The sequence below is a fragment of the Ferroplasma sp. genome (assembly GCF_031200575.1).
Lineage (GTDB): Archaea > Thermoplasmatota > Thermoplasmata > Thermoplasmatales > Thermoplasmataceae > Ferroplasma.
The window spans coordinates 273,031-298,799 of record NZ_CP133597.1 but is presented as its reverse complement, the minus strand read 5'-3'; the positions used below and the strand labels follow the sequence as shown (position 1 = coordinate 298,799).

Sequence of the window (25,769 nt, the reverse complement as noted above, 5' to 3'; positions counted from 1 at the left end):
ATATTTTATACTCTTCCATGGCTTTCCTTATTTATTATTGCAGTTGCAATTAAATGCGCCATTCTTACAGGTTCTGGAATGTTGCCTGTATTTACTGTATTTTTTATAAGCTCCACGGCACGGTTCAATTCAATGCCTGCCCTGTTTATATACAGTATTCTGTCCCCATATCCTATTTTATCCACAGGAGTTTCTGTTATAATTTTTATTCTTTCCTCACTATCCTTGAAATGAAGTAAAAGTGCACGGGAAATCTTTTCTATTGATGGATTTTTTCTTGTTACTGCTATAACAGGTATGCCGGTCTTGCTGTATACCTTCTGGATGTCCAGAATATTGAAACCTGCAAACGTTATCCCATTGCACATTACAAAATCTATGTCGCCCCTGAACCTGCCCCGGATCATTGACATAACTATTTCAGTGGAGTCCATGCCATCTACTGTGATTTCCCTTACAGAGATACCCTCAACAGGGTAATTCAAACGCATGATTACCCCCACAATAACTGTTTTAATATCTGTAAATTTATTAAATGGGCCATCGTCCAGGCCCAGGACCCTGAGTCCATGTTTCATATGCTTATCTTGCTTTTCAGTGAAGCTGCTATTTCTTCAGAAACTGTAATATTGCTGTATTTTGTTTCTATTGTATCTGTAACGGCAAGTTCGTTTACATATCTCTCTATCTTTTCATTGCTGTTGTTGGCAAACACACCGTGTATTGCACAGGCATATATGTTCCTTGCACCGTGTTCCCTTATGAGGTTTGACGCCTTTATTATTGTGCCGCCGGTGGATATTATATCATCAAGTATTAGAACGTTTTTATTCATATAATCCTCTTCCGGGAGGATCATTTTAACCGTTGTTGAATCTATTCTCTTTTTATCTATATAATACGCCGGAATACCCAGCTTATTGCCCATTATTTTGGCCCGTTCATACCCGCCATCATCAGGTGACATTACAAAGTCTATATTTTTGTTTTTAAAATAATTGTATACAGGGCTGATGATTTTTATATTTTCAAATGGCACGTCAGAATAATCCAGTGTCTGCTCATCATGCAGTTCCACCGTAATAATCCTGTCCGCGTACTGATTTATTGCCTTTGTGAATACCTTTGATGACACGGGCTCGCCGTTGTTATACCTCATATGCTGCCTTGCATATCCAAAAAATGGTATTATGGCTGTTATGCTCTTAGGATCCTCTTCCTTTATGGCATCCAGAAGCAGGAGGTACTCTATAATATCAGAATCGCTTCTTGTATTGCCAACCAGAAGAACGTCCTCTCCACGGACATCATCAATTATTTTGAGGTACATCTCATTATCTGGGAATCTCTTTCTGACCACACCGGAAACATTGCATGAAAAAATATTTGCCAGCTTCCTTGACACATTGTAAGCGGTAGATGAGGGGACAATATACATTTTTATATCTATTCTTTATTATTAACTTTTAAAAAAGGTTTTTGTTTATTTTAAATTTAATATTGCAATATGGCACATAAAAATAGAATAAATTATCTATATTTTATCAAAAGCCTTCCCAGTATCTTTCTGTCCAGCATTTCCCTGTATCCATCGTTTATGGACTCCAGGTTAATTTTGCCCCCGATTTCCGGATGTATTTTTGACCTTAACAGATCAAGCCCCATTTTTAGATCGTCACGGGTTGAACTTATGCTGCCCTTTATGCTGTTTCCCTTAAGTATTATTAATCCCAGCGGCAATTCTACAGGTTCAGGCTTCAGATTTCCTATCACAACCATTCTTCCGCCTGTTCTAATACTCCTCAAACTTTTTGAAAAGGTTGCCATGCCCACATCTTCCAGGACTATGTCAGCACCGCCCCCGGTAATTTCCTTAACCTCTTTGCTATAATCGTTTTCAGGGCTTACAATGTGCTCTGCACCGAGGCGGTACAGTTCCTCCTCCTTCCATTTTGACCCGGATTCTGCAATTGGGTGGCCTCCCAGTGCCTTAACCATTTGAATTGCGTGCACACCTACACCTCCTCCGGCTCCGGTGATTAGAACGTAATCGCCTTTTTGTATCTTTCCCATTTTTGCTATGGCATGGTAGAGCATCCCTATAACACAGGCGGCTATTGGAACTGCTTCCTCCGCGACCTCCGGTGGAACCTTTACAAGTGATCGTTCGCTAACATTTACATAACGGGAATAACCGCCGTTTATTTTTTCACCGTAGGCAATTTTCTCAGTGCAGAGGTTTTCATTGCCTGAGAGGCAGTATCTGCATTTCCCACATGGTATATATATCAGGCTGGAAACACGATCACCAACATGGAAATTCTCTACATTCTTCCCTATTTTAACAATTTTCCCACCAATTTCGTGCCCGGGTATTACTGGCAATGAAACTCTTGGAAAAAATCCCTGCTGTGTAAGTATATCACGGAAACATACACCTGTGTATGTCTGTTCCACTGTAACCTGATCATCTTCTGGCTCTGGAGGATCATAATCACGCAATACAATATCAGAATTCAATTTATCCAGAAATCCCGCTTTCATCTGTTAAAATGCGTAATATATATTTAAAAATTATTAACATGCATAAAGGATTTAAAAAATAAATTAATCTGCTTTTTTGGTTTCCTCCACAGGCCCCTGTGAGGTTTTTTTCATTTGTGTTTTACTCTCAGCACGCATCGCATTTGCCTCCAGTGTTTTATTCTTTGTCTCGAATGATAGCAGGTACAGCACTATTCCCCCTATTATAACCATTATCGTGTCGTATATAAAAGAGTAGAATAATCCGATATACGCGTAAAGTGTCAGCGCAGGCAGTGCCAATCCGAATTCAAAGAGTTTTTCCCATCCCACTGCAAGTCCTCTTGACTTTGTTGTTGACACCTCTGCGGCGGGTAAGTACTGTAAAGTACCCACCAGACCCACGTTGATGAAGAAGAATAAACCGAACATGGCTATTACAAGGGGTATGGTCATCACATGGTATACATCGGCAATTATCAGCACCATAAGTGGAATAGCACCGAGCACGAAACCGAAAAGCCCCATTAAACGCCTCCCTATCCTGTCTACAACAATCAGTGTAAGTATAACACCGAATGTTCCTATTATATCAATTATCAGGGTTCCTTCCTCTGCAAAGAAGGACGATGCGCCAAGATTTTCAAGTACAACACTGGCATACACGCTTACCAGATTTACTGTAAGGGCATATGCTGCACCGATCCAGAATATATAAGCGATTGTCTTTTTATTTCTGGAGTTGAAAAATTCATGCATATTTTCCTTTATGGTCTGGGGTTTGTCAACTTTTATGGTATCCGGATCTATATCTATGCCCTCCTTATGGAGTTTTTTCAATATTTTCGGTATAAGGTCCTTCCTTCCGGATGCCTTTGCCCATCTCAGTGATGCGGGCATATCAAACCTTAAACCGAACAGGATTATCGCAGGAACAGCAGCTATAAGGAAGTCATATCTCCATGCGAGAAGGACCCCCACGTAATATGTAAACGCCATTCCTATTACCACAGTGGCAATTGTCCCGAACATGAAGAATAACTTTTCTGTTGATAGAAGTCCGCCCCTTCTTTTAGAGGGTGAATACTCTGCCAGAAGTGGAACTGCGGCAGCATAATCCATACCAATGAATATTCCCAGTGCAAGCCTCGTAAGAAAGTACATTATATATCCAGTGGAAACCGCACTAAGGACGGCGAAAACAGCCATACCGATGGTATCGTACAGGAATATTTGCTTCCTGCCTATTGCATCTGACGCTATACCGCCAAATATTGCTCCACCGGCTACACCGACCCAGTATGCTGCCGTTGCAGCGGCTACCAGAACTGCGGGAAGGTGAAACAGTATTCCTACAGCTATAAGGGATATGGATGCACCGAACTCATTGAACGCATCCGTAAATGGGCCAAGTGCAGCAGTAACAGCAAGCCGTCTCTGGAACTTTCCCACCTTTGCATTATCCAGAACTGAATATGTGTCACTTCCTATCATAGTTTTACATTACGTCATTATATTTAAACGTAATTCATATTTATGAATAATATCTAAATATTATAATGCATATAAATTGATATTTTTTGTAATTTGCCCTGATGATATTATAATGTTTATGGTATACGCCGTAGATTTTTTTATTGGTATATAATATTAATTTATACGACATTAATTATGTAAAAATAATCCCACAGTTTCCTGTGGAAAACTATATAACTACTGGTAATATTCCATAATATGACAGTGGCAGTACTGGAAACAACTATGGGAACAATAGAAATAGAGCTATTCGATAAGGATATGCCTGTTACTGCAGGCAATTTTAAGAAACTGGTTGAACAGGGGTTTTATAACAATACCATATTCCATAGAGTAATACCTGATTTCATGATACAGGGTGGCGACCCAACTGGAACCGGCATGGGTGGCCCAGGGTATAAAATTAAGGATGAATTCACAAAAAATAACAAAAACAATAGAGGTACCATAGCAATGGCAAATGCAGGCCCTAACACCGGTGGTTCACAGTTTTTCATAAATGTGGTGGACAATAATTACCTTGACAAAATGCACCCCGTCTTTGGAAAGGTTGTCAGTGGCATGGATGTTGCGGATAAGATCAGCAAGGCTAAGAGAGACAGGAACGATAAACCACTGGAAAAAATTGTAATAAAGAAAGCATTTATAAAGTAACATTATTTCCATTAAATATATTTATTATAACTTATGCAATCAATTGATTTTCATTTTCTCATTTTATCAGCAGATGCCAAAACTATTTTTCAGTAAATATTATTTTTACTCTATGAGGCATTTCAGGGTAATAAACAGGAGAGATATAGACATAAATAGGGAAATTGAGAAATACAGTGCGACCAGAATACTGATATCAGATGGGATAAGAGTTGACCGCGGAATTTTAAAGTACAGTGTGAAAATTCAGCGTATTTTAACGCCGTACCAGCTGGAAAGAATAATAGCAAAGAATAGCATGGAAAGGTACGTTATAATAATATCATCGGCTATATTTGATTCGTGGAGCCTGAATGTGGTAGATGATATACAAACAGTTATTGAAAAATCTGCATACAATGGCAGTACCATAGTACTGGAAATTGTAGGTGGAGAAACAGTCAACGGAACGATAATGGTGTAATCTATGGGCAGAAACACACAATCTTCCCGTGAGTATGTGAAATCTATTGAAGAGGAAATACTTAACATGCGTGCATATATGAAGAGGGAGGATATTGAAATCCTGAAAACGGTTCTATCCATGGCTGAAAAGCACTCAAATAGTATACATGAGAGGGATCAATTTTTTATTGCCATTATTCTGGAGCTGTACAAAAAGATAGATGAGTATGGACAGGATAATAAACGCAACTGGTTCTGATACCATATATCTCTGGTACTACAGATCAGGGAAAATAGTAAAAAAAGCTTTCAATAACCGTACATGGATATTTGTTTCCGGAGATAGCTATGATCTGGGCATTCTTGAAAAAAGTCTGGATGCAACCAGTTATATTTACCGGCATACACAGATGAATGATATTTATGGCACACGCGATGGAATACAGATATACCTGAGACCATCTAAAATCCCTGATATTGCTGGAAGAATAGAACAGGCATTCGGATACAGGCTAAAAATATACAATGCAGATATAAACGTTATTTTACGGTTCATGGCAACAAGAAATCTGGAATTCTACGGCCTGAAAAATTTATATGAGGATGATATGGATATCAGCAGCGCTGAAATATGCCCTGTTGCAGAAAACAGAAGAATAAGGTATGTTATAATTAACGGGCGTAAATACAGCAACGATATATACAGGGAGGTTTACAGCTGCATACAGGATAATGATATCATTGTGTACAGAAATTATTCCAGGGAGTTCATAACACTGCTGAAAGATATGAATAGGCATGGTTATATAATAAGCAGCACATTTAACCGTGAAAAATCATTTGAATCCTATGGCAGGCATTCCTATATGCCAGGAACTGTAAGGATTAAAAACAAAATATGCATAGATGCCGATTCATTAATTTACAGGGAATCAGGGCTTTCAGGAATATTTGAACTTTCCAGGGCATCCCTGCTGCCTGCAGAGACGGTATCCACGGTAACACCGGGAACGGTGGTATCTGCAGTTGAAATAAAGGAGGCATTGAAAAGAAAAATACTGATTCCGTTCAGAAAGGATGACTATGAAATACCAAAAACACCCCATGAATTTTTCAGTGCAGATACAGGAGGAATCATTTTCAATCCCGAACCAGGCATATATGAAAATGTATATGAAATAGATTTTTCATCAATGTATCCTGGCATAATAGTCAATTACGGTGTATCCCCCGAAAATATTTCCGGACAAAAAACCTCTTTTCTCTCATCCTTTTTGCGTGGTCTCCTGGAAAGGAGATTGTTTTACAAGGCCATAAGTGATAGGTCTGATACATACTCTAGGAGGAATAAGGCATTAAAAACACTCCTGCTCAACTCATTCGGGTATACAGGTTACAAAAATGCAAAATTCGGCAGGATAGATGCACACGAAAAAATAACGCATACTGGCAGGACAATAATAGAGACAGCAATGAGGATTGCAGAAGATAATAATTTTAGGGTTTTGCACGGGGTTGTGGATTCCCTATGGCTCTCTGGCAATGGCAGCATAACAAAAACCATAAACGACATATGTGAAAAAACCTGTATACCCATTGTCCTGGATTCACATTACAAATGGATTGCATTCATGCCACAGAATAATGGGATAGGGTCTGCAAACAGGTACATAGGGCTGCGCACCGATAATACGTTCAAGGTCAGGGGCATAGAAATGCGCCGGAGAGATTCGCCCCCGCTGGTCAAAAAATTCCAGGAGGATGCGCTTAATGTTTTAAAATGTGAATTCCATGAGTTGCAGGATAGATTAGAGGATCTCCATAGGCTGAAAAAAAGATATATGAAACTTGAGGGGTTTAACATGGATGATTTCAGGATACAGCTTGGCATAAACAGGCATATAGAGGAGTACAGGGTAAAGAATATTACATACCATCTTATGAAAACTGCTGGATATAAGCAGGAATTATATCCTGGCATGTTAATCTCAGGAATTATAATTGATAAGGCGCACAACATTATACTGGACAGGACAGAATTTTTTGACAGGAAATACTATTCCGATCTCCTTGAGAGGGCCTCTAGGCCATTTGATTTTATTATTTCAAAGTCTCGCAATAATGTCCCTTATTTTAATTGAAAGGATGGAAACAGGAACATCATTTATTGATACATGTTTTGAAACGCCGGAACGATTTCCACGGCCCTGGATAGTGGATGACACAATGTCCATGCTCTCAAGTTTTCTTATTATTCTGTACATTTCTGCCTTTTTTATATCAATGCTATACGATTCTCCAGTTAGTTTGACCTGATTTTCTACTGTGTGGACATCCACTGAAAGTTTGTCAGATAGGAGGCTACATATTGATAGCAGAACAAGAAGCTCTCTTCTGTCCAGAAGCGATAGTTTGCTTTCGGTTATATACGGATTGATAAGGGAAACAGCTGAACGCACATCGTCGTTTTCTATTGAATCTGATAAACGGTATTCAGCCATATATGCTGCTTTCTGCAGAAGCTCTATGGCGAATCTTGCACTGCCCACAGGGGCGGATATCTCCGAAATATATTTGAGTATGGAATCAGTATATGCTCCATCTTCAAGGGATAGTGCGGCCCTTTCAGATATGATCCTGTATATTTCACTGCCACTGTATTTATTGAATTTTAGCTCAACGACAGTACCATATTTCCTGTCCATGTAACTGAAGGGGTTTTCCATTGATATCAGTATGGTGCTCAGTGATGTGCCGTAAATTTCAGATGCACGGAACAGATTATATAAACCATCTGTATCGCTTTTCAGAAGGTTGGTTGCCTCATCTATCACAAGTACAGTATTTCCACGAAATGATATTACTGAATTCAGTGTTGAAAAAATGTCTGGAAAGGACAGGCCACGGTATGATACTGGCTTTCCAAGTCTTGATAGGACGTGTTCAAGCAGGGCCTTGACATTTTTAAATGAAAGGGCATTTTCATAGATAATGGATTTGCTGTCCCGCATAAGGAATTTTACTGTTGATGTCTTCCCGGTTCCTGAATCCCCATGTATTATTATGTTGTTTGATATCCCGCTACTGGAAGGGGCCAGAACAGATGATCGTATGGCTGCAATCTTATCATCCCTGAAGAATAATTTTTGTGGAACATATGAAATGTCAAGTGGTACAGGATTTGAAACGATCATGATAAATGAGTTTTAAACAGATTATAAATTTTCCTGTTAAATATATACTAAAAATGCTGATTTATACGGATGCTGCTTTTCCAGAATTCATAAATAAAAATATGCCTGCAAACAGGTATGTTTATTACTATATTAGTATATATGCCCATACCATTATCAAATAATATGTGTAAATCTTTAATAAATAAAGCATAAATTTTATGTATACTGAATATTTATATTAATATATTATGTTTTTTATGAGATAAATATTTAAGTATTTTGGTAGTCTTATCATTCAATGCCAGAGGAAGATAGTGATAATGTAATAATGGATGGATTTGAAGTAATAGGTGTCAATCCAATACCTAAAAAAGAAAGAAACATGACTTCGTGGAAATTTTTTATATTCTGGGCAATGGCCAGTGGCGCAGCACTTGTTCCCATAGCCGGTGAAAAGCTTTACAACATGGGATTGATATATGCAATTATAGCCATTCTTCTGGCAACAGGAATAGGACTAATACCTGCAGGCCTGATATCAGATATGGGAAGGCAGATACCTGTACCATCCCTGGTGGTGGCCAGGAAAACGTACGGGTATATGTCATCTGGTGGCTATTCGCTTATATTCACATTTTTGAATCTGGGGTATTTTGGGCTTAACGATAGTGTGGGGGCCCTTATAATTAGCAGCCTCACCCACACATCAATAATTGACTGGTACATTATTATGGGCGGCATACAGATACTGCTTGTTCTGCTGGGAGCCAGATGGCTTGAATATTTTTTCAGGTACACCGCACCTCTTCTAATAATAAGCTTCGGAATACTGACCTATTTCCTTTTCACCACATACAGGATAAACACTGCATCGTTGCTTTCCCCCATAGGGCCATTTACCTGGGGTGCTGCACTGGATTTCCTGCTGGGTTTTTCCATACTGGCATGGACCTATAAAATATCTACACAGACAAGATTCGGAGTTCCATTCTCCGGCAGGGAAAAAGTAAAAACAAGGGCTGGCTACTTTGTTGCAAGCCCGCTGGGGATAATGCTACCTGTTCTGCTTATGGGAATAGTTGGATTTTTCGGCAACAGCGTTGATCCGGGAACAGGATGGAATGTGGCAGTACTGGCATTTCCAGGCATTCATGGGATTAACAGGATTATAATAATTATAGCTGCTGTACTTCTTGCACTTTCACTGATACATCCAAATGCCATGAATCTTTATCCAGCAACGGCAGACCTTCTAACGTCCCTCCAGCCACTATTCGGGAAAAGCGTATATGGAAAATGGGCTCAGCCGGTGGCAACACTTCTTCTTGGCATAGGCGGAATAGTGCTGGCAATAGCAGGCATTCTCGCACGCATATCATCTTTTATAGATATACTGGAAGCTATCATATTCCCATTCACGTTTATACTAATTTTTGACTGGTTTATGCGCCTGAGGCATACAACAAAAATAAACGATTATTATAAAATACCAAGAACTTTGAAAAATAACGTAAGATCAGGTGCATTAATTCCTGCAATAATAGGCACAGTTATAGCGATATTTGGGATAGGCCCATACGACTATATATTTGCATATTTCCCGGAAGCACTTTTTGGGTCCCTGGTAGGGTTGCTGATTTATGCAGTTATTTACCATTTCAGTGCCAGTGAAACAGAAAAACATGATAGCGAAAAAAAGGTTGATTATGATAAATTTGACATGGAATCAGAATAATAGTGGCATCCCTTCTAAATATCTGGCTTCCAGATTAATAAAAATAAATTGTTATTTCTCTTGAATAAGGCTTTCTATACGGTTGACGACATAGCTTTTATCCATGCTGGAAAGAAAATACCCCAGCCTGGGGCCCCTATCTTTATCTATAAAAATCCTGTAAAATAATGTGAATATATCTTTTGGTGTTAGATTTCTTTCGCCTATTATACTGTAAATTATAGAGTGTATTGATTCAGATGTCCAGTCAGACCTGTTTATTTTATCCAGGAATTCCTGCATTATGGATTTCTGTGCCTCTGTAAGGAGAAATTCCTTATCTGTAAGCGCAAATTTGATGTTATCAGGTGCGTATTTGGACAGCCAGTATTTTGCTATTGTAATCTCATTTTTAAGATAATCGTCTATTTCGTCCTTATCATAGCCACTTCTTTTCAGTGCAGATAGAAGGGAGGAATCATTGCTGTATATCTGAACCAGTGTTACAATATGCCTGAAATTTATTTTCTCAGGGGCATCCAGGATTTTTATTCTGGACATTTCATAGATGCGTTTAAAATTCTCATTGTTAGATTCGTCCAGCCCAAAGTATGCCCGCTCCATTTTTTCATAATCATCTATAAGGTTAAGCAACCCCATACCCGGATCGAAGTCTATATGCCTTCCAGGATCATTCTTCGCTATGAGAAATCTTAATATTTCCGGCGGTGCGAATGTTGTCACTTCTGAGGCAGTTATTGCGACACCGGTAGATGAGTGCATTACCCCGACACCTTTCAAAAGTATCCTCTCATACATAAGGGGAACAGGGGGCGAGATTTTATAGATCTTCTCAGCTATTTCCTTTCCTGTGTCGTATGATCCACCTGCAGCAGCATGGTCTTTTCCGAAGGGTTCTACAGTTACCCCCAGGGTGAACCATTTTGCAGGCCATTCAACACGCCATGGCATTTTTCCGTCATCCTTTCTTATGTCAGCCCTATCTTCATTCCCACATGCACGGCATCTGTAATAGGCATACGGCTCTTCATATTTTGTGACAGTTGATGAGTTAATTTTACCGCACTTTGAACACCTTGGTTCATATGGATACCAGTTTTCGTCCAGATCATAGCCGGCAATGTCATGCATAATTTTTGCAATTTCCTGCCTGTGGTCCATTGCAATATTTATTGCATTTGCAAGTTTTCCATCACGGTAAAGTCCTGTTGTGCTTATTACTTCAACATTGACATTTATTTTTGCAAGGGTCTCCAGGAATGGCTTCAAAAAGTAATCTGAGTATTTCCCGTTGCCGTCAGGAGCCGGTATATAACTGAGGGGCATTCCAACATACTGGGAATAACTGCTATCAAGAAATGGATATACCTTTCTCAAAGGGTCAAGGTCATCGCACAGATAGATAAATCTTGTTTCCAGTTTTTTATCCTGCAAAGCCCTGTTTATTATATCACCGGTGAGGATTTCCCTCATGTTTCCCACATGAATGGGGCCTGATGGTGATATCCCTGTTGATACTGTCTGTTTTCCTTTCAGGTTTTCAACCAAGGCGTCAGCCCAGTACATTATTATCCCACCATTGTGGCCCTTATGAGGGACCTTACACGAACACCGTTGATTTCATCAGTACTCAATTTTGAAACAAGTACAACGCATAATGATACCTCTCCACCCTTATTCCTTACATCGTCAATGGTTCTTTTCATGGTTTCACCAGTGCTGATTACATCATCCACAATAACGATTTTCTTTCCACTTACACCTGCAAAATTACTGCTGAAAAGCCCTTCCTTTCTTGATGGGTGTGGCCTGTATACTATTAACTCCCTATCCAGGAGATCTGACATCATTGTGGCATATGGAATCCCATTTATTGTAATTCCCATAATGGATGTGAATTCATCATCCGGCACCTCCTCCGTAACTATATCCGACATTATCTCCGCAATTTTCTCTATCCTGTTGCCGAATACACCAATGCTTCTCCACCCGATCTTTGTATCAGATATTCTGCTTCCCTTAAGATCCTTGCTTAAAAGCCACGTTATTGTATTCACCGAAAGATGAAGCTCTGTAGAAATTTCCTTATCCGACATGCCCTTATTCTTCAATTCCATTGCCCGGCTGTATAATTCTTCAAGACTTTTCATAATCTTACCTCTTTAATGCCTTCCCTTATCCTGGCTGCAACAATTTCAAGGTCGTCAACGCTTGCAGTTTCCCTTTCCCAATTTATCTTTTTTCGGTAATATCTCGGTATGATGTGTACATGGTAATGCATCACTACCTGGTTTGCAACCCGGCCGTTATTCTGCCCTATGTTCAGGCCATCTGTTTTCAGTGTTTCCTTTACGGCTATTGCTATGCGTTTAACCACAAGCTGCAATTCCATATATATTTCCTTATCAATATCAAATATATTTTCATAATGGTTTCTTGGTATTACAAGAACATGCCCCTCCTCAATGGGGGCATTATCCATAAAGGCCAGTATGTTTGAACTTCTGTAAACAAATGCAGCGTTTTCCTTGACCGCTATTTCCCTGCAGAAAATGCATGTTTCATCGTACATTTAAAGTATATTATATACACTATAAAAAATATTTCCGTTTACGTATCTATTGAGCCATTAAAACTGAATAATTAAAGTTTGCAGAGTATGTTTTTGCTTAAAACAGCCGGCACCACATCTCTGAATAATACCGGCATATTCATAAATATCCTTTATTTTATATAAAATAGGTAGAGCCTACATACAGATAATGCAGGAGTCTTCCGGCTTTCCAGTTAAATATATAAGTTAAATCAATATAATCAGGAATGAAGGATATAAAGGTTATAGGCAGTGTAAACATTGATATAATAATGTCCTCCCAGAAATTGCCCACAACAGGTGAAACTGTAAAGGCTGACAAATATTATTTGTATCCAGGCGGCAAGGGTGCCAACCAGGCTGTTGCCGTTTCACGTACTGGAGTAAGACCAGAATTTTTCGGAAAGCTGGGCAATGATTACTTTGCCGAGATAATAATTAATTATTTAAAAAAAGAAAATATTGATATTGCAATTAAATACGGGCAGAATACCGGCATTGCAATGATAAATGTAGAGGCTTCTGGAAGGAATATGATCACTGTGTATCCCGGTTCGAATGGAAACATGTCCATAGATGATTTCCCTGATGTCAGGATAAAGAACTCTATAGTACTGTTTCAGCAGGAAATACCCCTTAAAACCATAAGGGATTTTATAACAAAATTAAGGGAAGATGGCAATTTCATTATTACTGACCCAAGCCCGTACAGTGCAGATAAATACATACTTGAAAATTCAGACATCCTGACCCCAAACCAGACTGAAGCACAGTTGCTGGCCGGGTGTGATATAAACAGTATTGAAGATGCTAGAAAAGCTTCAGAAATTATAAGGGGAAAATACAGGAATAATGTTATTATAAAACTTGGATCAAGGGGTTCTCTGGTAAATTACAACGGCGAAATAAAATATTTCAGAGCCTATGCCGTAAAGGCAGTTGACACAACAGGCGCCGGAGACTGTTTTAATGGTGCATTCGCATCTGAATTCCTCAGGACAGGAGATGTTGATAAAAGCGTTGAATTTGCAAATATTGCTGCTGCTCTTTCGACAACAGGATACGGTGCGTTCCCATCATTTCCCTACCAGAATCAGGTGATTAGAATCCAGGAAGGCAATTGAGTTAATCCGGGTAATATTATATATCAATATAAAATATGAGATTATGACAGGAACAATAAAAATGAATGACCCGCCACCGAGGGCTTCCCTGCAACCCGGGAAATCTTTAAAGTATAATGTAAAGCACACCATAATGATCATGAGCGGAAAGGGAGGAGTTGGAAAATCCACTGTTGCAACCAATCTGGCCGTTACACTGGCACAGAAGCAGTTTAAGGTGGGGCTACTGGATGCAGATATAAACGGTCCGGATGATCCGAAGATGCTCGGCGTTGAGGAGGAAAAAGCCTTTGGCAATGAGGAAGGAAAAATAGAACCTGCAAAAACAAAATACGGCGTGGACGTAATTTCAATGGAAATGGCTCTCCCGGCCCATGACACGCCAGTAATATGGAGGGGTGCCATAAGGCATAAGGCTGTTCAGCAGTTTCTGGAGGATACATCATGGGGTGACAAGGACCTCCTTGTCATTGACCTGCCACCAGGAACAGGCGATGAGCCACTCAGCATATGCCAGCTGGTGCCTGATGCCGATGGGATTGTAATAGTAATAACTCCCCAGGATGTTGCACTGCTGGACGCTAAAAAGGCGATAAATTTTGCGAAAAAGGTCAACATGCCCGTTCTGGGAATAATAGAGAATATGAGTGGATTTGTATGCCCGCACTGTGGCCAGGAAACAGATATATTCAAGAAAGGGGGAACCGAGCAGATAGCAAAGGAGTATGGCATCCCCTATCTAGGCAATATACCTATTATGCCTGAAATAGTCCAGGACTCTGATTCTGGCATTCCGGCTGTCTCCAACAATGACTATATCAAAAAATTCTTTGATACAGTAGCGGATAATCTCATAAAGAATTTAAAAAAATAAGCATGGAAAATTAATTTTCTTATTTTTATTGAAGGGATATTTTTAAATAAATATTCATGGTAACTATGGAAACGTATACCCAATGTGAGCCATGAGTTTTAATTTATATTCTCTTTAGGATCAAAATTTTGAAACTATTTGAAATTTCATCTACATTTTTCACGGTTACAGGGAGAAACATATCTGAAATTTTTGAAAGTTCAAAATCAACAGGATTTTCATAGTTTCCGGCAAAAAATATATCCCCTGTTATGAAATAATCCGGCCTAAGGGAATATACTTTTTTGTATGCCTGAAATCTTGCACTTCCCATATTGTGGAAAACAAGATTGGATATTACAAGATCAAATTTTCCTTTAAAATCCAGAATGTCTGCCTCTTCAACAGTGCATCGTTTCTTTATTCCAAGTTTTTCAATATTGGTTCTGGCCTTATTCAGTGAGGAGTTTATTAGGCTACCGGAAAAATTATCTATGCCCGTAATTATAGCATTTGTATAAAAATCCGCAGCTACCTTAATGGTGAACCCCAGGCCGCATCCTATATCAAGTATTTTTATTGCGGAATTCCTATCAAGAGATATGGATTTAAATGCTTCATGAAATTTGTTATAAATTATTGTTCGTAATTTTTCTGATTCTTCATATGTGGAATGATGATATGTACCAAAATCTACTGCCATGCTGTAACAATTTTATAGCATATATAATATTTATGAAATATAGAACTAATATAAAGAATCAATAAATAAAATTTAAAATAATACCAATGAAATGGCAATACCGGATAATAGATTTATAGATTGCAATTTTCAACCAGTTAGTAGTCGTGGACTTAATACCTCGCAAAAGCTTGATACTTATATCCCGACTCTATCAACCTCTTCTTTTAAGAGTGGTTTCAGACAATGTCTATTTTCAGGGGCGACTTCAAGCTTAGATGCTTTCAGCTTTTATTCGCGTATGACGTGGCTACTCGGCAACTGCCCTGTCGGACAACCGATAAACTAGAGGTCACGAACCCCCGTTCCTCTCGTACTAAAGGCTCCTTCCCTTCAGACATTGAACACTCCCACAGAGAAGCAACCCTACTGTCTCGCGACGTAGTGAACCCATCTCAGGATCCCTTTTAATGGGCGAACAGCCCCACCCTTGGTGTCTTATGCAGCACCAGGATAGGAACAGACGACATCGAAGTAGCAAACCCTCGGGTCGATGTGTACTCTTACCGAGGACAACTCAGTTATCCCTGGGGTAACTTCTCTCTTATCACCTGCCCTCATAAAGAGGGTACTAGGTGGTTCGTTAGGCCCTGCTTTCGCATCTGCGTTCCCTATTGGCTGGAACACAGTCAAGCTAGCTTTTACCCTTATACTCTTTGAAGGATTTCTGACCCTTCTGAGCTAACCATTGGAGACCTCTGTTTTCTTCTTAGAGGCGTGGCGCCCCACCCAAACTGCCTACCAATAGTTGTCCCTTTATTCAAGGTTAGTGACGCAACTTTCAAAGGGAAGTGTTTCATCGTTGTCTCCATTCCGGCCACGACCGGAATATCTACGACTCCTTCCTACCCTACGCATTGAGAATCGCGTCACAGCCACAGGCTGCAGTAAAGCTCCACGGGGACTTCGCTTTCATGTGGGAGAGACTGGATTGTGCACCAGTACATTAATTTCACGGGGCTGAATGTGGGGACAGTGGGACTCTCGTTGAACCTTCATGCGAGCCGCCAATTAAGCGGCTAGGTATTACGCTACCTTGAGAGGGTCATAGTTACCCCCGCCGTTTATTGGCCCTTCTTCTCCTTGAACAGAGCTTTCAGGTACCAACACTGGGCAGGTTTCGACCGCTATACACATTCTTACGGACTAGCAGCGGTCTGTGTTTTTGGTAAACAGTCGGGGTCCCCTTGCCACTGCGACCTATCCTCTTTCTGGATAGGCATCCCTTCTACCTAAGATACGGGACTATTTGGCCGAGTTCCCTCACATCCATTATTCCCAAACGCCTTAGACTATTCATCTAGGGGCACCTGTGTCGGTTCTTGGTACGAACTCAGGCTTGACCCATGTATATTTTTCACAGACTCCAGGACTCGAAAAAATTCCCATACGGGAACGAATATTACTTTGCAAACTTCTCGTCATTACAACTCTCCATTTGCTTATAAATACCCATACGTAGACAGGCGTACACTCCCTATCCCAAAGCATATATACATGGCAAAACACCTGAGGCGCTGGAATATTGACCAGCTTCCCATTCGATCACTTCCTGTTAGGGGTGACCTTAGGATCGGCTAACCCTCGGCTGACGAACATTGCCAAGGAACCTTTGCCCTTTCGGCGGAATGGATTTTCACCATTCTATTCTGCTACTTTTACCAGGATCCGCGATACTATACGGTCCATCCCTCCTCTCGAAGAAACTTCTATCCATATAGCACGCCCCCCTACCACATCACCTTTCGGTGGTCTAATGTATCGGTAACTGGCTTTAGCCTCTTCCATCTTGGAGGCAAATAACCTCGGTGAGTGAGCTGTTACGCACTCTTTAAAGGATAGCTGCTTCTAAGCTAACCTCCACACTGTCTTTGGTCATTAACCTCTTTAAATCGCACTTAGCCAATTTTAGAGACCTTAACATTAGTCTCGGTTGTTTCCGTCACGGGCGTAAAGCTTATCCCTACGCCCTAGCACCTGGTCTCTACGATTCTAGCAAGTTCGGAGTTTGACAAGGTGGTGCAGTATTTCTACTGCTGGCCACCCAATCGGTCGCTCTACCTCACCAGAAATCTCCACCAAGGTCTACCTGCGGGTAGTATTGGGGGGAACCCGCTATTGCCACTCTAGATTAGCCTTTAACCCCTATACCCAAGTCATCCAAACGATTTGCACATCAGAACTGGTTCGGTCCTCCATCTAGCTTTCGCTAAACTTCAACCTGCTCAGGTATAGATCGAGTGGCTTCGGGTCTGCCACAGATGACTAAACGCATTTATTACGTTACTCCTCCATTGCTGTGCGAGTAATCGCTTTCGCTACGGCTGCTTCTTTTAGAATTAGCCTCGCCATCCATCACAACTCCCTGGCCCGTTCTTCAACACGGACAATAGAACACCGGTCCCTCTTTCGAGATCATTCCTTTAGTGCCCTATAAAGTTTTCACTGCTTGGTTTCAGGCTCTTTTGACAGCCCTTCCGGGTTGCTTTTCAGTTTTCCCTCACGGTACTTCTTTGCTATCGGACTTGAGTAATATTTAGGGTTGGATGTTCATGCCACCCATATTCCCACGCGAATAACGACGCATGGTACTCAGGATATCTTTCCTCGTAGCCACTTTAGTTACTTTCAGGGGACTATCACCCTCTATGGTAAAGCTTTCCAGCTTTTTAAAATTCCTAAAGGAGGCATTGAGAAAGATCCGTACTCCACATATCTATTTCTTTTCAGAAAAGATTCGGTTTGCCCTCTACCGCTTTCGATCGCCTTTACTCACGGTATCTCTATTGATTTCTCTTCCTCCCGGTACTAAGATGTTTCAATTCCCGGGGTTCCCTCTCCTTTCGGAGTGTATGAACAGGAAGTCCCATTCGGAGATCTTTGGATCAACGGCTCCATGCACCTCCCCAAAGCATATCGCAGCTTGGCACGTCCTTCATCGGTTCTCAAACCAAAACCATTCCCCAAGCAGTTTGTATGATACACAATCTATATCTCATTTATTATCCGGTATCATGGGTTATTTCTAACCTCGCCCTTCCTTATTAATTATGAATTAATAAGTGCATTCATTTATTGGTATAATTGATATTACAAACTGTGATATAAACGTTTTGATAATAGCCCGGCGTTGTAAAAATATGGCATTATACGAATAAAATAACCAGTTTTTTAATGTTAAATTTATAAAAATATCAAAATTGCCATGAAACCATTAAAAACGTTGTATAATCAAGAAATCCTAAATATAATATATTATTAGTTAATATAATAACTGAATATTTTAATAATTATATTTTAATTCCAGTAGGAAATTGGATTTTTATAAATGCATTCAAAAACAGTGATATACGGAAACCTTTCCGCATAATTTAACACACAACTAAATGTTGGCATTGGCCTGTTGTTACCGAATTTTACGTAAAAATAAGTATATCTCACCGTTCTCTCTTACAATGCTTTCTATTTCCAGTTGTGAATATCTGGCCATTTTCTTAAATATTTCGTCAGAGTACCTGAATTTCGCATCCATTACCATAAGCTTAACTGTATTTTTCTCTTCCATGGTTATCCCAATAGATTTCATTGTAGAGAGTAAAAAATTAAATGGGTCACCGCCACAGCTGATGTTTCTGTAATCCTCTTCCAGCATAACGTCATATTATATTTCAAAAATTAAACTATAGGTAAACTTGCACCTAACAAAAAAATAATAACACTGTTATTGCTATAACTCTATGGAACAGGAACTCAAAACGCTTACCCCCTCTACAAGGCTGGTTTTAATCACATTGAGGCAGTTTAAGGTTGCAAGGCTGTGCCAGATCATTGAAAGTACAGGACTATCAAAGAGATCTGTTCTATATTCTGTAAAAAAATTGAGCGCCATGGGACTAATAGAGATTAACATATGCCTTTCAGATACCAGGCAGAGGTTTTACTGTATAAAAATAAACGAATAGGTGCAAAATTTGCATCTTAAACAATGATATTATAGAATTTTTATATGTTAGGTAAGAGGTAATAACATGTCAGTTTATTTAGGACAGAAAGCACCGGAATTTTTTGTGAATACAACAAAAGGTCCTGTGTCTCTTGAGGATTATAAGGGAAAATGGGTAATTCTGTTTTCACATCCGGCAGATTTTACGCCAGTGTGTACAACAGAGTTTATGGAATTTGCCAGGAAATATGAGGAATTCAAAAAACTAAATGTTGAGCTGGTCGGGTTAAGTGTTGATAGTATTTACAGCCATATAGAATGGATGAAAGATATTAAAGACAAATTCGGCATAGAAATTCCATTCCCGGTCATAGCAGATATAAATAAAGATGTTGCAAGGGCATATAACATGATGGATGAAAAAACTGGTTCAACCGTGCGTGGAGTATTCATCATAGACCCAAACCAGATCGTAAGGCTTATGATTTATTATCCGGCAGAAACTGGAAGAAACATAGAAGAAATAATTCGTACTGTCAGAGCATTGCAGATTAACTGGAACAGGAAGCTCGCAACGCCTGTCAACTGGAAACCAGGAGAAGATGGAATTGTGTTGGCGCCTGGAACACTGGAAGAGGCCATAGCCAGGGAGAAATCAGGAAATAAAACATGGTATCTTAAGTTCGAGCAGGTGAATTGAATGGATCCTGAAAAGAAAATGGAAGAGGTCAGCAGGGTAATGCAGGAAGCCACTAAAGACAATAAAGAGTTTATGAACTCTTTCATGGGCCTGGTGCAGAATACAATGATGCCGGGATCTCTGTCTTTAAAGCATAAAGAGTTAATAGCACTTGCATTGAGTATGGCGGCAAGATGTGAATGGTGCATTTCATATCATGTAAAAAGTGCCCTGGATGCCGGTGCAACCAAAAAAGAGTTAATGGAAACCGGTTATGTAACCGTTCTCATGTATGGATCTCAGGCGCTCATGGAGATGAACAGCCTGATTGACGCCATCGAAAAGTTTGATAAAAAAATGAAAAATTAATGTTCCCTGTAAAGCACAGGCTCAAGTTCTTCCACTGCCTTGCTTTCAAGTTCTTTTATATTTTTTATTACGTCAGAAATTGGTTTTTCTTCGGTTACAACATATTTTACCCTTCCCAGGGACATATTGTAAGAACCCGGGCAAAGAGAGTTTTCAGTCACAACAAACATGTCAGGCTTCAGTGAAAGGATGCCTGCCATTGCAACCTCCCTTCCCCCATGTGTCCTGCCGAATCCAGGGTTTTCATACTCTTCTATCTTGTTTGTTTCGTCATCTATCAGGAATATTGAATTACCATATTCCAGAGGGCTCAACATATTATCTTCATCTACTACACATGCTACTTTCATGATATAGTATAAGATAACTAAAAATTTAAGGTAATTGTATAATCTAAAACTAAAAAAATTAGTAATACCCGTGCATTTCTACGGAGTATTCTGGTATAATTATCCCACTACCATTTTCAACATGGCCAACTTCCTTTACAGGTACCCTGTTTCTGATTATATTGAGAAAATCAGTTTTATTTTCCGGATCTATAATAACAATAAATCCCATGCCCATATTGAAAATTTCAAACATCTCACTGAATGAAAGATTACCCATGTCCATCAGCCGTGAAAAAACATTCTCAGGTTCAAATGGGCTGTCTATAACGTATTTCATATCCTTCATCCTGGCGATATTTTTGATGCCCCCGCCGGTGATGTTTGCAAGGCCCTTAAGTGGGACGATGCTCATTGCATCTAGGATTTCCCTTACGTATATCCTCGTTGGCTCCAGAAGTACGTCAGCTACCGTTTTATTTTCCCCAGGGAAAGTTTCCTCGTAGCTGATATTATTATCTTTTATTATCTGCCTAACAGTTGTGAACCCGTTGGAATGCAATCCGCTGCTTTTCAGGGCAAAAATCAGGTCACCTTCCGAAATTTTTTCTCCGGTAATTATCTGATCTTTCTGTATGATGCCCAGAGTGGTTGCTGAAATATCTATATTTTTAACCAGATCTGGAACTATGGCAGTCTCCCCGCCAACTATATTGACATTTGCTATCTGGGCCCCAACATTAAACCCTATGCCGAGCTGTCTGGCAACCTCATTATCCATATCCTTCAGGGACAAATAATCAAGCATGGCAATAGGCTCAGCACCAACTGTAATGGCATCGTTTACATTCATGGCAACACAGTCTATCCCTATTGTATTGTATTTGTTTGCCTCTTCAGCTATTATTGTTTTTGTTCCTACACCGTCGTTATTAAAAGAAACTGCAAAGTTTCCCAGATCAATTAGAGAAGTGAATCCACCAAGTGGATTGATAGTCTTGAATTCAGACCTTCTGAACTTTATCTGCCTCAAAAAAGTGGAAACGAATTCTCCCTGTGACTTTCTGTCAATAATCTTCCTTTCCATGTATAACAATTACATTATTAATTAAAAGTTTATATATTTTTATATTAAATTTAAGGCAGTATTTTTTTGATTTTTTTGTTTTGACTTAATAGAAAATGAAAAATCTTTTAAAGAGATAAAGCATTACTCTTTAAAGGTGACATTAATGGTACAGAGAGAAGACGTGGATTTTGATCCAAAGCATATAGATGAGAATTTCCTTAGCGACGAGAAGAATTACCCCGTAACTGGTGAAGAGGACGGACTTAAGGTTAGGGCTGGTGGAATGCAGAGAATGGATGATAATGGAAAACCCTATCCAACAAAATTAGGCATACACGGAACAACTGTTGCTATTGATTGGGACGGGTGCATTGCCGATGGAGCTTGCATGGATGTCTGCCCTGTTGACCTCTTTGAGTGGAAACTCAATCCCGGAAACTCAGGAACTGGAAATGATAAGAAGGTAGAGAAGGGAACTCCTGAATGGGAAAAGTACAGAACAGATAAATCAAATCCTGTAAGGGAAACTGAGTGCATATTCTGCATGGCATGTGTTACAGCCTGCCCGTGGAGTGTAATAAAAGTTAACAACGAATAAATAAATTAATTTTTATTGGTTCATAAGGGCTTCATATGCCCTGATTGCATCTTTTCTGTTTATAATTATTATTGTTTCATTTGAGCAGGAAATAAGTTGCAGTACATTGATTTCATAGGAAAAAAGCCTTTCATTTATTTTCATCACAAAACCTGGTGTCTTGACTATTTCCATGGAAGAAAAAATATGAAGTGAACTAACATTCCTTTCAACAACAGCACTTTTTGGCAGATCAATTTTTTTATTTTTCGTTTCGTCTACAATGTAAACAATGGAATCTGTCAGATATGTGGCTGAGAGGAAATTTAGAGAGTCTATCCTTTTATCCACGGTTATTACCATTATTTTATCCTGAAGCGTTATTTTGCTCTCTGACAGCAGCTTATCAATATGTGTTGTGTCTGCTGCGGAATTTTCCATGAAAATTTTATTCAGAGCAGACCTTATGGAAATTATATTGTATCCTTTCTCTTCCATTGATATTCTTCGTGATAGCTTACTGACATTCAATATTCCCATCCTCATTGAGATTATGAGCTCTGGATTTTTTTTGATATAATCCCTGACCATAGTCTCAACATTTCCCCTGGCTATTCTTTCCATAATATGATATATGTAATTATAATATAAAATTTTATATTAATACATATTTTATATGATTAATTCCACTAATATAGTAAATATTCACAAAAAATATCATATACACAAAAAATATGATTTGTCTATGGATAAGGTATTATTACTGTATTCAGGAGGCCTTGATACCTCTGTTATGGTTAAATGGATTCAGAAAGAAATGAAAAAAGAGGTTGTAACATTAACACTCAATATAGGAAACAGCAATCTTGAGGAAATTAAGGAAAAGGCTATCTCCCTTGGAGTTTCAGATGCAATAGTCATGGATGTTAAAAATGAGTTTGCTGATAATTATATTAAAAAGGAAATTTTTGCCGATGGCATGTACGAGGGATACCCGCTTTCCACGGCAATCGCCAGGCCGCTCATGGCAGAAAAGGCTGTGTATTATGCCAGGGAATACGGCTGTAATACAATTGCCCACGGATCCACAGGGAAGGGAAATGATCAGGTGAGGTTTGAGGTTACTGTAAAGGCGATAGATGAGAATATCAACGTTATCGCCCCTGTAAGGGACTGGAACATGAACAGGCCTGATGAAATAAGTTATGCCAAAAAGAATGGGATAAAAATACCAAAGGATGGGAAATATTCAGTGGATGAAAATATATGGGGAAGGTCTGCAGAAGGATCAACCATAGAAAACATATCAAATCCACTTGAAGATGATGTTTATGAGTGGGTATCACCGCTGGAGGAAACCGGAAACGGCGAAACAGTTGACCTCGAGTTTGTAAATGGGATTCCACATGCTATCAACGGTAATGAATTCAGCCTGGAGGAGATAGTTGAAAAAATGAATATTATTGCTGGAAGGAATGGGATAGGCCTGATAAACCATATGGAAGACAGGGTAACAGGAATTAAGAGCCATGAAGTATATGAGGTGCCCGGGGCTATGGCAATCCTGCATGCCCATAAGATGATTGAATCGCTTACATTGAATAAGTATGAGATCGATCTCAAGGAGTATATGGATTCACAGTGGTCCAATTTTACCTATAATGGATTATGGCATGACCCTGTTATGGAGCACATAAACGATTTTGAGTGCAGTGTAAATAAATACGTCAACGGGAAAATTAAACTTAAGCTGTACAAGGGCAATATGATAATGAAATCCATAGAAAGCGACAATTCCATATATAACTATGAAAAAATCAGTTATGATAACAGCAATTTCAACCAGGATTCCGCTAGGGGATTCATAGATATATACAAGAACAACACTGTATATACAAATAATGCAAGGAAGCAAAAAATTAGTGTTATGCAGTAAACTATATTACAGGTAATTAAAATGAAAATATGGTCTGGAAGCGCATCCCCCGAGGCTGGTAATAAGGCATACAGGATAATGCTTGAGAAGGATATAGAGGTTGACAGGCACCTGATACCCTATGAGATACTTTCACTTTTGGCATATAACCTGAATATTTACAGAAAGGGCATAGGCAGGAAAGAAGATACACTGAAGACCTTGAAGGAACTGTATGGCCTGTACAGCAGGAAATTGGATCTTGACCCGGAACTGGAGGATGTACACGGGAATATAGAAAGTATAGCAATGGAAGAAACAGATGGAAGTGCTAAAAATATGAGGATGTTCCTGTCAAGAAATGAACAGGTACATACAGATGTTGATTTTTTCCTTGTTGATACCCTGATTGATTATGAAAAGATTATATACAGTACGCTCCAGGAGATAAATAAGATCAGGCAGAATGGCATCATGCCAGGATACACACACTACAGGCAGGGGATGCCAGTTACCTTCCAGACGTACATGGACTTTATAAAAAATATATTTGTATATAATTTTAATAAGATCAATAATGCTATAGGTGAATTGAAAGAACTGCCTCTTGGGTATGGTTCAGGGTTCGGCTCAATGTCAGATGTTGATTTTACAGAGGTTGCATCCTATATTGGAATGGAGAAAAATATTAAAAATCCATTATTTTCTTTTATGCTGTACCCTGATAATTATATAATGGTAATGTCCATCATAAATTCCTTTCTTATCGACATATCAAGAATATTCCAGGATATGATAATTTTCAGCGGCGATGAAATGAAAATTCTGGAACTGCCGCCAGGTTATGTTACGGGAAGTTCATTGATGCCTAATAAGGTAAATCCCGATTTTATGGAAATATTTCAGGGCTACGCGGCAAAATCAGTATCCATAATGAACCTTCTTTATTCAGGTATTATAAACAAAACCACAGGTTATCACAGGGATTTTCAGGTGCTGAAGGATGAGATTATTCCATTTATGGTAGAGTTAAAATCAATACTGGGCGGTTTCCCAGATCTTTTTTCGGGGATAAAATTTAATGGTGCCACATCAGAGAAAATACTTGGCAATTCCATATATGCAACCTACAATTCAAAATTAAATTTCAATTCCACGGGAAACTGGAAAGAATCATACAGGATGGTGGGCGATAAGATAAAATCTGGAAACCGGTTAAAATCCTATGTGCCTGCAGATGTAATAACCTACAGGGATTTCAATTTTATTAAACAGATTGTGGATGGGAATACCTCATACTTAGAAACCAGCAGGAAAAGGCTCCTGGATACGATAGGGGATATTGTAAGGGATATAGTATAAAAATTATAAAATTAATAAATCAGTATTAATACACACTTTTTGTCCCAAGTATTATAGAGTATGCCATTCAAAGAAAACAGCAGTATATGAACATTGAATTATAACCACTGGAAGAATGAAATCAGCATAAAAAAATATATAATTGG

26 protein-coding genes and 1 rRNA gene are annotated in these 25,769 nt (G+C 39.2%); 13 read left to right on the top strand and 14 right to left on the bottom strand.

The genetic code is table 11. The annotated features are described in order from the left end of the window. Positions 1–5 precede the first annotated feature (5 nt). From RE471_RS01665 to RE471_RS01650, 4 genes are all read right to left on the bottom strand, one after another. Entirely contained in the window at positions 6–578 is a 573-nt protein-coding gene (locus tag RE471_RS01665; RefSeq protein ID WP_309215038.1) for a DUF99 family protein, read from the bottom strand. Next, positions 575–1,438: a ribose-phosphate diphosphokinase gene (locus RE471_RS01660; RefSeq protein ID WP_309215037.1), complete on the bottom strand. Its 864-nt coding sequence runs from the start codon at positions 1,436–1,438 to the stop codon at positions 575–577. Before RE471_RS01660 ends, RE471_RS01665 begins: the two co-directional genes overlap by 4 nt. 92 nt (positions 1,439–1,530) lie before the next feature. After that, positions 1,531–2,544: an alcohol dehydrogenase catalytic domain-containing protein gene (locus RE471_RS01655; RefSeq protein WP_309215035.1), complete on the bottom strand. Its 1,014-nt coding sequence runs from the start codon at positions 2,542–2,544 to the stop codon at positions 1,531–1,533. A 63-nt stretch (positions 2,545–2,607) separates the two neighbouring features. After that, the gene (locus tag RE471_RS01650; protein ID WP_309215034.1) at positions 2,608–4,017 is read right to left on the bottom strand and encodes an MFS transporter; all 1,410 of its coding nucleotides are present in this window, start codon (positions 4,015–4,017) and stop codon (positions 2,608–2,610) included. Positions 4,018–4,257: 240 nt separating this feature from the next. On the opposite strand from RE471_RS01650, the gene RE471_RS01645 reads away from it, so the two are divergent. The 4 genes from RE471_RS01645 to RE471_RS01630 all read left to right on the top strand — a co-directional run bounded on the left by RE471_RS01645 (position 4,258) and on the right by RE471_RS01630 (position 7,298). Then, positions 4,258–4,713: a peptidylprolyl isomerase gene (locus tag RE471_RS01645; RefSeq protein ID WP_309215033.1), complete on the top strand. Its 456-nt coding sequence runs from the start codon at positions 4,258–4,260 to the stop codon at positions 4,711–4,713. Positions 4,714–4,825: 112 nt separating this feature from the next. Continuing rightward, complete coding sequence (locus RE471_RS01640) at positions 4,826–5,176, top strand: hypothetical protein (protein ID WP_309215032.1); 351 nt, start codon at positions 4,826–4,828, stop codon at positions 5,174–5,176. A gap of 3 nt (positions 5,177–5,179) precedes the next feature. Then, positions 5,180–5,416 carry a hypothetical protein gene (locus RE471_RS01635; protein WP_309215031.1) on the top strand — a complete coding sequence of 79 codons (237 nt, stop codon included), beginning with the start codon at positions 5,180–5,182 and terminating at the stop codon, positions 5,414–5,416. Beyond that, positions 5,385–7,298 (top strand): type B DNA-directed DNA polymerase, encoded by a 1,914-nt coding sequence (locus RE471_RS01630; protein ID WP_309215029.1) that lies wholly within the window; start codon positions 5,385–5,387, stop codon positions 7,296–7,298. Before RE471_RS01635 ends, RE471_RS01630 begins: the two co-directional genes overlap by 32 nt. Here the strand turns inward: RE471_RS01630 and RE471_RS01625 are convergent. After that, positions 7,263–8,351, bottom strand: coding sequence for an orc1/cdc6 family replication initiation protein (locus tag RE471_RS01625; RefSeq protein WP_309215028.1), 1,089 nt, complete (start codon positions 8,349–8,351; stop codon positions 7,263–7,265). The genes RE471_RS01630 and RE471_RS01625 overlap by 36 nt on opposite strands. A 280-nt stretch (positions 8,352–8,631) precedes the next feature. Here RE471_RS01625 and RE471_RS01620 point away from each other — a divergent pair, with 280 nt between their 5' ends. After that, positions 8,632–10,068 (top strand): cytosine permease, encoded by a 1,437-nt coding sequence (locus tag RE471_RS01620; RefSeq protein WP_309215027.1) that lies wholly within the window; start codon positions 8,632–8,634, stop codon positions 10,066–10,068. A gap of 51 nt (positions 10,069–10,119) precedes the next feature. Here RE471_RS01620 and lysS read toward each other — a convergent pair whose 3' ends face one another. From lysS to RE471_RS01605, 3 genes are read right to left on the bottom strand one after another with little or no spacing between them, the layout of a single operon-like run. Beyond that, positions 10,120–11,634 (bottom strand): lysine--tRNA ligase, encoded by a 1,515-nt coding sequence (gene lysS / locus RE471_RS01615; RefSeq protein ID WP_309215026.1) that lies wholly within the window; start codon positions 11,632–11,634, stop codon positions 10,120–10,122. A 2-nt stretch (positions 11,635–11,636) separates the two neighbouring features. Then, positions 11,637–12,218, bottom strand: a complete 582-nt coding sequence (locus RE471_RS01610) for an orotate phosphoribosyltransferase-like protein (RefSeq protein ID WP_309215025.1) — start codon at positions 12,216–12,218, stop codon at positions 11,637–11,639. Further along, positions 12,215–12,640, bottom strand: a complete 426-nt coding sequence (locus tag RE471_RS01605) for an HIT family protein (RefSeq protein ID WP_309215024.1) — start codon at positions 12,638–12,640, stop codon at positions 12,215–12,217. The genes RE471_RS01610 and RE471_RS01605 overlap by 4 nt, the downstream gene beginning before the upstream one ends. A 248-nt stretch (positions 12,641–12,888) precedes the next feature. On the opposite strand from RE471_RS01605, the gene RE471_RS01600 reads away from it, so the two are divergent. After that, the gene (locus RE471_RS01600) at positions 12,889–13,785 is read left to right on the top strand and encodes a ribokinase (RefSeq protein WP_309215023.1); all 897 of its coding nucleotides are present in this window, start codon (positions 12,889–12,891) and stop codon (positions 13,783–13,785) included. A 43-nt stretch (positions 13,786–13,828) separates the two neighbouring features. Further along, positions 13,829–14,659 (top strand): Mrp/NBP35 family ATP-binding protein, encoded by an 831-nt coding sequence (locus RE471_RS01595; RefSeq protein WP_309215022.1) that lies wholly within the window; start codon positions 13,829–13,831, stop codon positions 14,657–14,659. Positions 14,660–14,762: 103 nt separating this feature from the next. Here RE471_RS01595 and RE471_RS01590 read toward each other — a convergent pair whose 3' ends face one another. From RE471_RS01590 to RE471_RS01580, 3 genes are all read right to left on the bottom strand, one after another. Next, positions 14,763–15,341, bottom strand: coding sequence for a class I SAM-dependent methyltransferase (locus RE471_RS01590; RefSeq protein ID WP_309215021.1), 579 nt, complete (start codon positions 15,339–15,341; stop codon positions 14,763–14,765). 117 nt (positions 15,342–15,458) lie between these two features. After that, a 23S ribosomal RNA gene (locus RE471_RS01585) occupies positions 15,459–18,368 on the bottom strand. A gap of 418 nt (positions 18,369–18,786) precedes the next feature. Next, a complete protein-coding gene (locus tag RE471_RS01580) occupies positions 18,787–19,032 on the bottom strand; it encodes a hypothetical protein (RefSeq protein WP_309215020.1) in 246 nt (81 codons plus the stop codon). Positions 19,033–19,117: 85 nt separating this feature from the next. On the opposite strand from RE471_RS01580, the gene RE471_RS01575 reads away from it, so the two are divergent. From RE471_RS01575 to RE471_RS01565, 3 genes are all read left to right on the top strand, one after another. Beyond that, positions 19,118–19,342, top strand: a complete 225-nt coding sequence (locus tag RE471_RS01575; protein ID WP_309215019.1) for a winged helix DNA-binding protein — start codon at positions 19,118–19,120, stop codon at positions 19,340–19,342. A 66-nt stretch (positions 19,343–19,408) separates the two neighbouring features. Continuing rightward, on the top strand, positions 19,409–20,023 hold the full coding sequence (locus tag RE471_RS01570) for a peroxiredoxin (RefSeq protein WP_309215018.1): 615 nt from the start codon (positions 19,409–19,411) through the stop codon (positions 20,021–20,023). After that, entirely contained in the window at positions 20,024–20,371 is a 348-nt protein-coding gene (locus RE471_RS01565; RefSeq protein WP_309215017.1) for a carboxymuconolactone decarboxylase family protein, read from the top strand. It abuts the gene before it with no gap. Here the strand turns inward: RE471_RS01565 and RE471_RS01560 are convergent. After that, the gene (locus RE471_RS01560) at positions 20,368–20,721 is read right to left on the bottom strand and encodes a hypothetical protein (RefSeq protein WP_309215016.1); all 354 of its coding nucleotides are present in this window, start codon (positions 20,719–20,721) and stop codon (positions 20,368–20,370) included. The genes RE471_RS01565 and RE471_RS01560 overlap by 4 nt on opposite strands. 58 nt (positions 20,722–20,779) lie before the next feature. Next, the gene (purM, locus tag RE471_RS01555; RefSeq protein WP_309215015.1) at positions 20,780–21,787 is read right to left on the bottom strand and encodes a phosphoribosylformylglycinamidine cyclo-ligase; all 1,008 of its coding nucleotides are present in this window, start codon (positions 21,785–21,787) and stop codon (positions 20,780–20,782) included. 145 nt (positions 21,788–21,932) lie between these two features. Here purM and zfx point away from each other — a divergent pair, with 145 nt between their 5' ends. After that, complete coding sequence (gene zfx, locus RE471_RS01550; protein ID WP_298278018.1) at positions 21,933–22,367, top strand: zinc-containing ferredoxin; 435 nt, start codon at positions 21,933–21,935, stop codon at positions 22,365–22,367. Positions 22,368–22,379: 12 nt separating this feature from the next. Here the strand turns inward: zfx and RE471_RS01545 are convergent, their stop codons facing one another. Then, positions 22,380–22,970, bottom strand: a complete 591-nt coding sequence (locus tag RE471_RS01545; RefSeq protein ID WP_309215014.1) for an aspartate kinase — start codon at positions 22,968–22,970, stop codon at positions 22,380–22,382. Positions 22,971–23,091: 121 nt separating this feature from the next. Between RE471_RS01545 and RE471_RS01540 the strand changes: the two genes are divergently transcribed. After that, positions 23,092–24,282, top strand: a complete 1,191-nt coding sequence (locus RE471_RS01540; RefSeq protein ID WP_309215013.1) for an argininosuccinate synthase — start codon at positions 23,092–23,094, stop codon at positions 24,280–24,282. A gap of 21 nt (positions 24,283–24,303) precedes the next feature. Beyond that, entirely contained in the window at positions 24,304–25,623 is a 1,320-nt protein-coding gene (locus RE471_RS01535; RefSeq protein ID WP_309215012.1) for a lyase family protein, read from the top strand. Positions 25,624–25,769: the final 146 nt, after the last annotated feature.

What these genes read in the sequence shown, in the direction of transcription:
- RE471_RS01645 (WP_309215033.1), top strand. Translation starts at nt 4,258, where the DNA reads ATGACAGTGGCAGTACTGGAAACAACTATGGGAACAATAGAAATAGAG.
- RE471_RS01610 (WP_309215025.1), bottom strand. Translation starts at nt 12,218, where the DNA reads ATGAAAAGTCTTGAAGAATTATACAGCCGGGCAATGGAATTGAAGAAT.
- RE471_RS01535 (WP_309215012.1), top strand. Translation starts at nt 24,304, where the DNA reads ATGAAAATATGGTCTGGAAGCGCATCCCCCGAGGCTGGTAATAAGGCA.
- RE471_RS01540 (WP_309215013.1), top strand. Translation starts at nt 23,092, where the DNA reads ATGGATAAGGTATTATTACTGTATTCAGGAGGCCTTGATACCTCTGTT.
- RE471_RS01590 (WP_309215021.1), bottom strand. Translation starts at nt 15,341, where the DNA reads ATGGCAGTAGATTTTGGTACATATCATCATTCCACATATGAAGAATCA.
- RE471_RS01595 (WP_309215022.1), top strand. Translation starts at nt 13,829, where the DNA reads ATGACAGGAACAATAAAAATGAATGACCCGCCACCGAGGGCTTCCCTG.
- RE471_RS01560 (WP_309215016.1), bottom strand. Translation starts at nt 20,721, where the DNA reads ATGAAAGTAGCATGTGTAGTAGATGAAGATAATATGTTGAGCCCTCTG.
- RE471_RS01600 (WP_309215023.1), top strand. Translation starts at nt 12,889, where the DNA reads ATGAAGGATATAAAGGTTATAGGCAGTGTAAACATTGATATAATAATG.
- RE471_RS01570 (WP_309215018.1), top strand. Translation starts at nt 19,409, where the DNA reads ATGTCAGTTTATTTAGGACAGAAAGCACCGGAATTTTTTGTGAATACA.
- RE471_RS01545 (WP_309215014.1), bottom strand. Translation starts at nt 22,970, where the DNA reads ATGGAAAGAATAGCCAGGGGAAATGTTGAGACTATGGTCAGGGATTAT.
- RE471_RS01630 (WP_309215029.1), top strand. Translation starts at nt 5,385, where the DNA reads ATGGACAGGATAATAAACGCAACTGGTTCTGATACCATATATCTCTGG.
- RE471_RS01665 (WP_309215038.1), bottom strand. Translation starts at nt 578, where the DNA reads ATGAAACATGGACTCAGGGTCCTGGGCCTGGACGATGGCCCATTTAAT.
- RE471_RS01650 (WP_309215034.1), bottom strand. Translation starts at nt 4,017, where the DNA reads ATGATAGGAAGTGACACATATTCAGTTCTGGATAATGCAAAGGTGGGA.
- lysS (WP_309215026.1), bottom strand. Translation starts at nt 11,634, where the DNA reads ATGTACTGGGCTGACGCCTTGGTTGAAAACCTGAAAGGAAAACAGACA.
- purM (WP_309215015.1), bottom strand. Translation starts at nt 21,787, where the DNA reads ATGGAAAGGAAGATTATTGACAGAAAGTCACAGGGAGAATTCGTTTCC.
- RE471_RS01565 (WP_309215017.1), top strand. Translation starts at nt 20,024, where the DNA reads ATGGATCCTGAAAAGAAAATGGAAGAGGTCAGCAGGGTAATGCAGGAA.
- RE471_RS01655 (WP_309215035.1), bottom strand. Translation starts at nt 2,544, where the DNA reads ATGAAAGCGGGATTTCTGGATAAATTGAATTCTGATATTGTATTGCGT.
- RE471_RS01620 (WP_309215027.1), top strand. Translation starts at nt 8,632, where the DNA reads ATGCCAGAGGAAGATAGTGATAATGTAATAATGGATGGATTTGAAGTA.
- RE471_RS01625 (WP_309215028.1), bottom strand. Translation starts at nt 8,351, where the DNA reads ATGATCGTTTCAAATCCTGTACCACTTGACATTTCATATGTTCCACAA.
- RE471_RS01605 (WP_309215024.1), bottom strand. Translation starts at nt 12,640, where the DNA reads ATGTACGATGAAACATGCATTTTCTGCAGGGAAATAGCGGTCAAGGAA.
- RE471_RS01580 (WP_309215020.1), bottom strand. Translation starts at nt 19,032, where the DNA reads ATGCTGGAAGAGGATTACAGAAACATCAGCTGTGGCGGTGACCCATTT.
- RE471_RS01635 (WP_309215031.1), top strand. Translation starts at nt 5,180, where the DNA reads ATGGGCAGAAACACACAATCTTCCCGTGAGTATGTGAAATCTATTGAA.
- RE471_RS01660 (WP_309215037.1), bottom strand. Translation starts at nt 1,438, where the DNA reads ATGTATATTGTCCCCTCATCTACCGCTTACAATGTGTCAAGGAAGCTG.
- zfx (WP_298278018.1), top strand. Translation starts at nt 21,933, where the DNA reads ATGGTACAGAGAGAAGACGTGGATTTTGATCCAAAGCATATAGATGAG.
- RE471_RS01640 (WP_309215032.1), top strand. Translation starts at nt 4,826, where the DNA reads ATGAGGCATTTCAGGGTAATAAACAGGAGAGATATAGACATAAATAGG.
- RE471_RS01575 (WP_309215019.1), top strand. Translation starts at nt 19,118, where the DNA reads ATGGAACAGGAACTCAAAACGCTTACCCCCTCTACAAGGCTGGTTTTA.